We start from the raw sequence: 9,417 nt of genomic DNA on the forward strand, positions 1-9,417 counted from the left end.
CACCGCGTGGCGAGCATAGCGCCTAAAAGGAGATTACCCATGGCCACGCTCAAGGTCACCGACGACAGCTTTGAAACCGACGTTCTGAAGGCGTCCCAGCCCGTGCTGGTGGACTTCTGGGCCGAATGGTGCGGGCCCTGCAAGCAGATCGGCCCGGCGCTGGAGCAGATCTCGGACGAACTGGCGGGCGCCGTGACGGTGGCCAAGGTTAATATCGACGACAGCCCGATGGTCCCCTCGCGCTATGGCGTGAAGGGCATCCCGACCATGATGTTGTTCCGGGACGGCCAGATGACCTCGATGAAGGTCGGCGCGCAGCCCAAGGGCAAGATCCTGGAATGGTTGGCCGAGGCCGGGGTCAAGGCCGAGGGCTGATCGACCCACAGACTGCTGACAATGATGCGTCCGTCGGTCCAGGATCGGCGGGCGTTTTCATATGCTGAAATTCACCGCCACGATCACGCCCATGGCCACCGCCGCGAACGGTATGGCGATCCAAGGCAGGCCGTCGCCGCCAAGATGGCGTACCAGGGCGTTGATCGCCGAGAACAGGACCAGGAAGAACAGGGCGTAGCCCGCCACCTTCTTCACGTCGCTCATGTCGGGTTTTTCGCGTTTGGACACCCGGCTCCGCCTGTCTGATTTCGAGACGGCCTTACTTGGTCGGCGCGGGTCCAGCGTCAATCGCGATGCGACGACCGTGCGTTCAGACTTAACTCGGCCAGGTCTCGGGGTCGGCCCCCAGCACCTCGCCCGCCAGATACAGCGAGCCGCAGATGACCACCCGCCCGGCGCCCAGCGCCAACGCGCGGTCCAGCGCCTCGGTCACCGAGGCGGTCGGCATGGCGCCCAGTCCCCGCCCCTGCGCCACGGCGGCCAGAGCGGCGGGGTCGGCCGCCGCGCCGTCGAAGGCGACGGTGAAGACCTGGGCGCCGGTGTCCGTCAACGCCTCAAAGAAACCGCCCGCATCCTTGTTGGCCAGCATGCCGACGATCAGGGCCAGCGGACGCGGCGCCCGCGCCTGCCGCTCGGCCAGCGCCTCGGCCAAAGCGCGCGCGGCATGGGGGTTGTGCCCGCCATCCAGCCACAGTTCGGCGTCGGCCGCCCGCGCCGCGGCGCCATAGGGACCGACCGTCAGCCGCTGCATCCGCGCGGGCCAGCGCACGGTCCGCAGCCCCTCGGCGATGGCCGCTTCGGGCAGGTCCAGCTCCAGCGCGGCGGCGATGGCCACGCCCGCATTGGCGATCTGATGCGCGCCGGCCAGCGCCGGCGCGGGCAGGTCCAGGAACCGCTCCTGATCCTGGAACACCATGCCCCCCCGCTCGGCGAAGGCGTCGAAATCTACGCCCATGACCGTCAGGGGCGAGCCGACGCGGGCGGCCGCCGCCTCGATCACCACCATCACGGCCTCGGACTGGCGGGCGACGACGCCGCGCGCGCCGGCCTTGAGTATGCCCGCCTTCTCGGCCGCGACGCCCTCGATGACGTCACCCAGAAACTCGGCGTGATCAAGATCGACGGGGGTGATGACGCTGAGCAGCGGCCGGTCGATGACGTTGGTGGCGTCCAGCAGACCGCCCAGCCCGACCTCCACCACCGCCAGATCGGCGGGCGCCTCGGCCATGGCCAGCAGGGCGGCGGCCGTGGTGCTTTCGAACACCGTCGCCTCGCCCGACACCGCCTCGACCCGGTCCAGGATGCCGTTCAGCGTATCGTCGTCGATCAGCGTCCCGGCCAGCCGGATCCGCTCGTTGAACCGCACCAGATGCGGCGAGGTATAGGCATGGACCCGCAGGCCCGCCGCCTCGGCGATGGCGCGGATCAGGGCGACGGTCGAACCCTTGCCGTTGGTGCCGGCGACATGAACCACCGGCGGCAGCCGATCCTGCGGATCGCCCAGCGCCGCGCACAGCGCCCGCATCCGCCCCAGCGACAGGTCGATCTTCTGCGGATGGCGCGCCCTAAGGCGTTCGGAGATGGGGTCCATGCCCGGAGGTTACGCCGCCTTGCGCTTGCCGCCCATCAGGATCGACAGGATCTGGCTCAGCACGCGCGGCAGGTCGGCGCGGGTGACGACGCGGTCGACCATGCCCTTTTCCTGCAGATACTCGGCGCGCTGGAAGCCCGGCGGCAGCTTTTCACGGATGGTCGTCTCGATCACGCGCGGCCCGGCGAAACCGATCAGGGCGCCCGGCTCGGCCAGATGGACGTCCCCCAGCATGGCGTAGGAGGCGGTGACGCCCCCCGTGGTCGGGTCGGTCAGCACGACGACGTAAGGCAGTTGCGCCGCCTTGACCTCCTGCACCGCCAGGGTGGTGCGCGCCATCTGCATCAGCGACAGGGCGCCTTCCTGCATCCGGGCGCCGCCGGCGGCGGTGAAGCAGACGAAGGGCACGCCGCGCTTCACCGCCTCGCGCGCGGCCGCGACGAACGCCTCGCCCGCCGCCATGCCCAGCGAGCCGCCCATGAAGGTGAAGTCCTGAACGATGACCACGGCCGGGGTCCCGTCGATCTGGCCATAGCCGATGGCCATGGTGTCCTTGCGGCCCGCCGCCTTGCGTGCGGCGTTCAGCCGGTCACGATAGGACTTGCCGTCCGAGAATTTCAACGGGTCTTCCGGCACGTCGGGCGTGTCGATCGACTCATAGTCGCCGCCGTCGAAGGTCGCCTTCAGGCGCGTGGGCGCATTGATGCGCATGTGGCGGCCGGACGGGGTGACCCACAGGGCCGTCTCCAGGTCCGAACGATACAGCATCTCGCCGGTGTCGGGGTCCTTGACCCACAGGTTGTCGGGCGTGTCGCGCCGGCTGACGATCTTGCGCACACCGGGGGCGAAGCGGCTGAGCCATCCGCCGCGCGGGCGGTTCTGCGGATTGTTCTTGTCGACCATGGGCGCGCCTTTAGACGGTTTCCGTCACGGAAGCACTAGTCCGCGCATGTCGCACCGCATCGGCCAGCACCTTTACCTTCGCCAGAACGCGGGGGGCGGCGGGTTCGTTCGCGGCCAGCGCGGCGGCGACCTCGTCCACAAAGACAGACCCGGCGACCACGGCGTCAGAGACGCGGGCGATCTCGGCCGCGCGTTCCGGCGTCTTCACGCCAAAGCCGACGGCGACCGGCATGCCCGAGGCCCGGCGCACCCGTTCGACCGCCGGGGCGACAGCGTCGGCCTGCGCCTCCTTGACCCCCGTCACGCCCGCGACCGAGACATAATAGACAAAGCCCGAGGCGCCCTGGGCCAGCACCTTCAGCCGGGCGTCATCCGACGTCGGCGTGGCCAGACGGATCAGTGAGACCTGCGCCGCCTGCAACGCCGTCAGCAAAGGCGCGGCCTCTTCGGGCGGGCAGTCCACGACGATGACCCCGTCCACGCCCGCCGCCGCCGCGTCGCGCGCGAAGGCGTCGTAGCCATAGGATTCGATCGGATTCAGATAGCCCATCAGGATCAGCGGCGTCTCCGCGTCGCCCGCGCGGAAGTCCGCGACCAGGTCCAGCGTCCCGCGCAGGGTCATGCCCGCCTGCAGGCCACGCAGGGCGGCGCGCTGGATCGGCGGGCCCTCGGCCATGGGGTCAGAGAAGGCCAGGCCCAGTTCGATCAGATCGGCCCCGGCGGCGGGCAGGCCGCGCAGGATCGCCAGCGCCTCGTCCCGGCCGGGGTCGCCGGTCATGACGTAGGGGATGAAGCCGGCCCGGCCCTGGGCCTTCAGCGCGGCGAAGCGGGCGTCGATACGCGCGGTGGTCATTGCGCCGCCTCCGGCGCCCCGCAGGCGCCCGGCACGCTGGAGAAGCCCAGATAGCCGGGTGTGTCCGCCGTCGCCGGCTTTGAGGTGTCATAGAAGGCCAGCATCTGCAGTCCGTCGCAGCCGCCATCGGTCTTGCGGCGCACGAAGACGGCGCGGTCACCGTCGCCGCCCGCGATCAGCCAGCCCTGCGCGCCCAGATGGGCGATATAAGCGTCGGTCAGGCTCTCCATCCGCTCCAGCGACGTGGTCACGCAGACCGCGCGACCGGCCAGCCCCAGCAGGTCGCCACAGGCCGGCGCCGCCTGCGCGCCCTGCAACAGCGGCACATCCAGGGGGATGGCCTGCTGGGCCACAGAAGGGCTGGCCAAGGTCGCGAACGCGGCCGCCAGCAGGGGGACGATACGTCTCACAGCTGCACTCCCAGATGTTTGGCCACGGTGAAGATGTCCTTGTCGCCGCGTCCCGACAGGACCAGCACGACGTCGCCCCCCTTGCCCACGTCCCGGGCCACCTCGCCGATGCGGGCCAGGGCGTGCGACGGCTCCAGCGCCGGGATGATCCCTTCCAGCCGCGACAGCTGCTGGAACGCGTCCAGCGCCTCGTCATCGGTGGCGGACAGATATTCGCCGCGGCCCAGGTCGTTCAGCCAGGCGTGCTCGGGCCCGATGCCCGGATAGTCCAGGCCGGCCGAGATAGAGTGCCCCTCCAGGATCTGGCCGTCCGCGTCCTGCAGCAGATAGGTGCGGTTGCCGTGCAGCACGCCGGGGCGGCCGCCCTTCAGGCTGGCGGCGTGGTCGGGCGTGTCCAGGCCATGGCCCGCCGCCTCGACGCCGATCAGGCGCACGCCCTCGTCCTCGATGAAGGGGTGCATGGCGCCGATGGCGTTGGAGCCGCCCCCGATGCAGGCCACGACCGCATCGGGAAGCCTGCCGAACCGGGCCTGTGACTGGGCCTTGATCTCCTTGCCGATGACGGACTGGAAGTCGCGCACCATGGCCGGATAGGGGGCCGGACCGGCGGCCGTGCCGATGATGTAATAGGTGTCGGCGACGTTGGTGACCCAGTCACGCATCGCCTCGTTCATCGCGTCTTTAAGCGTCGCCGCCCCCGCGGTGACGGCCTCGACCTCGGCCCCCAGCAGCTTCATGCGGAAGACGTTGGGCTGCTGCCGCTCGACATCGACCGCGCCCATATAGACGGTGCAGGGCAAGCCGAAGCGGGCGCAGACGGTGGCCGAGGCGACGCCATGCTGACCGGCGCCGGTCTCGGCGATGATGCGCGTCTTGCCCATGCGACGGGCCAGCAGGATCTGGCCCATGCAGTTGTTGATCTTGTGCGCGCCCGTGTGATTCAGGTCCTCGCGCTTCAGCCAGATGTTGGCCCCGCCGAAATGGTCGGTCAGGCGCTCGGCGAAATACAGCGGGCTGGCGCGGCCGACATAGTGCTCCAGAAACCCGTCCAGCTCGGCCTGGAAGGTCGGATCGGCCCTGGCCGCGTCATAGGCCGCCTGAAGCTCATGGATCAGCGGCATCAGGGTTTCGGGCACGAAGCGGCCGCCGTAAGGGCCAAAGCGGCCCTCGGCATCAGGCCAGGCGTAGCGGTTGGGGAGGATGGCGTTCACAGCAGGCAGTCTTTCGCGGGAAGGCGACGAAATCAGGACCGCGATACGGCCCCGAGGAAGCTCTGGATCAGGCCGTTGTCCTTAACACCCGGCGCGCTTTCCACGCCAGTGGACACGTCGACCAGCGGCGCGCCCGTGATCCGCACCGCCTCGGCGACATTGTCGGGGGTCAGACCGCCCGCCAGGAACCACGGCCGGTCGAACTGGCGCCCCGCCAGCAGCGACCAGTCGAAGGACGCGCCATGGCCGCCTGTCCGCTGGGAACCCCGCGGTTGCTTGGCGTCCAGCAGGAGGAAATCGGCCACCGCCTGGATGGCGTCCAACTGCGCTAGGTCGTCAGACCCGGATACGCCGACCGCCTTGATCACAGGTACTTCGTAATCGACCCTGACATCTGCAATCTCGAGCAGGCTTTCGCTGCCGTGGAGCTGGATCATGTCCGGCTCGATGTCGTGGACCAGCAAGTCCCTCTCGCGCCGGGGCGTATCCGCAAAAAGGAGAACCGTCTTGGCTCGGCCCCGAGCTTGAAGCGCCAAGGAGCGGGCGAGGTGGGGGCCGATGTATCGCGGACTAGCCTTGACCATGACAAGGCCGACATAGGCCGCGCCTGCATCCAGGGCCACTTCCATGGCGTGAGCCGTCATCAAGCCGCAGATTTTCACACCGGTGCTCATGCCACCGAGGTGCGCGCGGCCGGGCCTCGGGTCAAGGGCGATACAGGTCGGCGTCGGGGTCGGGGCGGCCGCGGATGGCGGCGGCCACGATCTGGCTGGCGATGACGGAATAGGTGATGCCGTTGCCTCCGAAACCCATGACGGCGAAGGCGTGCTCCATGCCCGGCACGGGGGCGATGGAGGGCAGGCCTGTCGCGCTTTCGCCGAAGGCGCCGGCCCAGCTGTAGTCCACCTCGAAATCGACGCCGGGCAGCAGGGTGCGCAGCTTGCCCGCGATGGTCGCGCATTTGCGCTGCAGCTTCGCCTTGTCGGCATGGGCCAGGGGGTCGGCCTCGTCCTCGCCACCGACGATCAGGCGGCCGTCGCCGCCCATGCGGAAATAGAGGTAGGGGTCGGACGCCTCCCACACCAGCATGTCGCGCAGCCAGGCGGGGCAGCGGGTGCGGGGCTGGCTGGCCAGGGCCCAGGTGGAGATGACCTTGGCGCCCGGCGTCGCCACGCCCTTGGGGAACTCGTAGCCGCAGCAGAAGACGACCGTGCTGGCCCGCACCGCATGGCCCGCGTCGGTCAGCAGGGTGACGCCGTCGGGATCGCTGGCGGCCTGAAGCACCTCGACCCGGGAATAGACCCGCGCGCCGTTCGCCTGGGCCCGGCGCAACAGGCCGGCGGCCAGGCGGGCGGGGTCGGCGCCGGCTGAGCCCTGGCTGAGGATCGCGCCGGTGCGGTCGATGTTGAAGCGGTCACGCACCGCCGCCTTGTCCAGCCAAACGCTGTCCAGCCCCAGTGCGGCGCGGGCCTCGGCCTCGGCCTGCAGCGCGCGGTGGCCGTGGTCGTCACCCGCCAGATACAGGGTCGCCTTGTCCTTGAGCCCGCAAGGGATCCGCTCCTGCTCCACGATCCGCTTCAGCGCGTCCACGGCGGCGCGCGAACGCATATAGGCGCGCCTGGCCTTGGCCGGGCCGATCCGGTCGGACAGGGTGGTCAGCGGCAGGTCGATCTCCCACTGCAGCATGGCGGTCGAGGCGACGGTCGAGCCGGTCAGCGGCGGGCGGCGGTCCAGCACGGCGACGGCGTGATCGCGGCTCAGCTCGTGCGCCATGAAGGCGCCGCTGATGCCCGCCCCGACGATGGCCACGTCCACCGTGATCGCCGCCTTCAGCGGCCGCACGGGCACGCCCAGGCCGGGACTGTCGGCCCACAGCGAGCGGCCGGTGCGCAGATCGCGTTTCAGGGTAGCGCCGGTCATGGGCAGACTCCGCAGCAAGCGGGGCCTTAAGCCGTGGACGGCGCCGGGGTTCCCTCAGGCGAAGATCAGGTCGATCTGCTCCGGCGTCAGCAGGCGCCATTCGCCGGGCGCCAGGTCGTCCGGCAGGGTCAGGGCGCCCATCCGCTCGCGGTGCAGGGTCTCCACATGATTGCCGGCGGCGGCGAACATGCGGCGGACCTGATGATAGCGCCCCTCGGTCACGGTCAGCAGGGCCTCGGTCGGGCTGACGACCTCCAGCACGGCGGGGGCCAGGGGCTTGTCCTCGCCCTCCAGCACCAGCTCGCCCGAGGCGAACAGCGCGCCCTCATGCCCGGTCAGGGGGCGGGCCAGGGTCGCGCGATAGACCTTGGCCACATGGCGTTTGGGGCTGATGACCCGGTGCAGCAGGTCGCCGTCGTCGGTCAGCAGCAGCAGGCCGGTGGTCTGCTTGTCCAGCCGCCCGATGGTCGAGATGGCCGGGTCGCGCCGCAGCCAGCGGGTGGGCAGCACGTCATAGACCAGGGCCCCATCCTCCTTGCGCGAACAGGTCATGCCCAGCGGCTTGTTCAGCAGCATGACCAGGCCCTGAACCGGGTCCAGCGGGCGGCCGTCGACGGTCATGCGCGCGGGCAGGTCGGGGGTGACGGCGAGGCGTTGCGAGGCGTCGGTCAGCTCGACCCCGTCCAGGACGACGCCGCCCGCTTTCGCCAGCCGCGCCATCTCCTGCCGCGAGCCGTAGCCCATCGAGCCGAGCAGCTTGTCGAGGCGGGCGGTGGGGGTCTTGGCCATGGCTTTCGTCATCCTCCGGCAAGCCGCTTGCGGCGCAGACCGGGGGACCCAGCGGCGCCGAAGGCGACAATCCTTGCCCGCAGATCGGCCGATCGGAGCGCCCGTGACAGGGTCGCGCTCTCGCGCGCCGCTGGGTCCCCCGGTCTCGCCTCGCTGGCGCGAGGGTCGCCGGAGGATGACGAAAGGGCGATCACTTCACCGCCTCGAAAATCTTGTAGCCGCCCGTGTCGGCGACGGGGCGGACGCGTTTGAAGGCCTCGTTCAGCTCGGCCTCGTAGGGCAGGTGACGGTTGGCGACCAGCCACAGGACGCCGCCCTTTTTCAGCAGGCCCGCCGCCTGGCGGATGAATTTTTGGCCCAGGCGTTTGTCCTCGGACCCGCCGTCGTGGAAGGGCGGATTGCTGACGATGAAGTCCAGCGCCCCGTCGGCGGGCAGGGTGCGCACGTCGGCCCAGTCGAAGGTCGCGCGGGCGTCCGTGACATTCTTTTGGGCCATGGCGACGGCGCGGCGGTCCAGGTCGATCAGGCGCAGGGCCGCCACGGTGGGCGAGCGCAGCACCACGGTGGCCAGGGCCCCGAAGCCGCAGCCCAGGTCCGCGCCCGCCCCTTTCAGCGGCGGCAGATGCTGGGCCAGCAGGGCGGTGCCGGGATCGATCCGGTCCCAGGCGAAGACGCCGGGCTGGGACCAGGCGTCCAGCCCGTCGACCAGACGCGGCGCGCCCTCAAGGATGGCGGCGTCCAGCCCCTGGACCGTTTCGGGACGGATGACGACGCAGCGGCGGTGGTGGGCCTTGGCGCTCTCGTTCACCTCCAGCCCGAAGGCCTTCAGCTCCTTGCCCAGGCGCGAGCCGCCCTTGTCCTTGGGCGCCATGACGTCGAGGCGGCCGCCGGGCTTCAGCGCGCGCAGGGCCAGGGCCAGGGTGTAGCGCCGCTCCACCGCGCCGGGCGGGGCGTAGATCATCGCCGCCTCGGCCGAACCGGGGGCGATATCCTCCAGCGCGGTCGAGCCGGGGATCAGGGGCGAGGTTTGGACGGCGGCGCCGGGCGGATCGAACACCGCCGGTGGGCGGCCATAGAGAAGCGTGGTCATGCGGGGCCTATAGCGGGTCCGGCGGCGGATTTCAGACCCGGGCGGAAAAAACAGGGTCTGAATAGTCTGAAAGGTCTGAAATCGGGGGTGGGTCGGGGGCGGAAAAGACGGTCTGATTAGTCTGAAAGGTCTGAAACCGATCCTCCCCCGTTCACGGGGGAGGGGGACCGCCGCAGGCGGTGGAGGGGGCGGACGCCAGGCGCGGCGCTTGAACTCGCCCCCTCCACCCCGCCGGGCCTTGCCCATCGCGGTCC

The 9,417-nt window shown here is 70.2% G+C and carries 11 protein-coding genes; 1 reads left to right on the plus strand and 10 read right to left on the minus strand.

The window, feature by feature from the left end:
* The first annotated feature begins 39 nt into the window (after positions 1 to 39).
* Positions 40 to 375: a thioredoxin gene (gene trxA / locus EON91_RS08400; protein ID WP_292093406.1), complete on the plus strand. Its 336-nt coding sequence runs from the start codon at positions 40 to 42 to the stop codon at positions 373 to 375.
* A 57-nt stretch (positions 376 to 432) separates the two neighbouring features.
* On the opposite strand, the gene EON91_RS08405 is transcribed toward trxA, so the two are convergent.
* The 10 genes from EON91_RS08405 to EON91_RS08450 all read right to left on the minus strand — a co-directional run bounded on the left by EON91_RS08405 (position 433) and on the right by EON91_RS08450 (position 9,163).
* Positions 433 to 600 carry a hypothetical protein gene (locus tag EON91_RS08405; RefSeq protein WP_292093408.1) on the minus strand — a complete coding sequence of 56 codons (168 nt, stop codon included), beginning with the start codon at positions 598 to 600 and terminating at the stop codon, positions 433 to 435.
* A 112-nt stretch (positions 601 to 712) separates the two neighbouring features.
* The gene (locus tag EON91_RS08410) at positions 713 to 1,987 is read right to left on the minus strand and encodes a folylpolyglutamate synthase/dihydrofolate synthase family protein (protein WP_292093412.1); all 1,275 of its coding nucleotides are present in this window, start codon (positions 1,985 to 1,987) and stop codon (positions 713 to 715) included.
* Positions 1,988 to 1,996: 9 nt separating this feature from the next.
* On the minus strand, positions 1,997 to 2,890 hold the full coding sequence (gene accD, locus EON91_RS08415; protein ID WP_292093414.1) for an acetyl-CoA carboxylase, carboxyltransferase subunit beta: 894 nt from the start codon (positions 2,888 to 2,890) through the stop codon (positions 1,997 to 1,999).
* A 10-nt stretch (positions 2,891 to 2,900) separates the two neighbouring features.
* A complete protein-coding gene (gene trpA, locus EON91_RS08420; protein WP_292093415.1) occupies positions 2,901 to 3,743 on the minus strand; it encodes a tryptophan synthase subunit alpha in 843 nt (280 codons plus the stop codon).
* Positions 3,740 to 4,153 carry a hypothetical protein gene (locus tag EON91_RS08425; protein WP_292093417.1) on the minus strand — a complete coding sequence of 138 codons (414 nt, stop codon included), beginning with the start codon at positions 4,151 to 4,153 and terminating at the stop codon, positions 3,740 to 3,742. Before EON91_RS08425 ends, trpA begins: the two co-directional genes overlap by 4 nt.
* A complete protein-coding gene (gene trpB, locus EON91_RS08430) occupies positions 4,150 to 5,364 on the minus strand; it encodes a tryptophan synthase subunit beta (RefSeq protein ID WP_292093421.1) in 1,215 nt (404 codons plus the stop codon). The genes EON91_RS08425 and trpB overlap by 4 nt, the downstream gene beginning before the upstream one ends.
* A gap of 32 nt (positions 5,365 to 5,396) precedes the next feature.
* Positions 5,397 to 6,038, minus strand: a complete 642-nt coding sequence (locus EON91_RS08435; protein ID WP_292093423.1) for a phosphoribosylanthranilate isomerase — start codon at positions 6,036 to 6,038, stop codon at positions 5,397 to 5,399.
* A gap of 31 nt (positions 6,039 to 6,069) precedes the next feature.
* A complete protein-coding gene (locus tag EON91_RS08440; RefSeq protein ID WP_292093424.1) occupies positions 6,070 to 7,284 on the minus strand; it encodes an FAD-binding oxidoreductase in 1,215 nt (404 codons plus the stop codon).
* A gap of 54 nt (positions 7,285 to 7,338) precedes the next feature.
* On the minus strand, positions 7,339 to 8,073 hold the full coding sequence (locus tag EON91_RS08445) for a pseudouridine synthase (RefSeq protein WP_292093426.1): 735 nt from the start codon (positions 8,071 to 8,073) through the stop codon (positions 7,339 to 7,341).
* A gap of 190 nt (positions 8,074 to 8,263) precedes the next feature.
* Positions 8,264 to 9,163 carry a class I SAM-dependent methyltransferase gene (locus tag EON91_RS08450; RefSeq protein WP_292093428.1) on the minus strand — a complete coding sequence of 300 codons (900 nt, stop codon included), beginning with the start codon at positions 9,161 to 9,163 and terminating at the stop codon, positions 8,264 to 8,266.
* Positions 9,164 to 9,417 lie beyond the last annotated feature (254 nt).

It is taken from the genome of Brevundimonas sp. (assembly GCF_004210735.1).
Taxonomy (GTDB): domain Bacteria; phylum Pseudomonadota; class Alphaproteobacteria; order Caulobacterales; family Caulobacteraceae; genus Brevundimonas.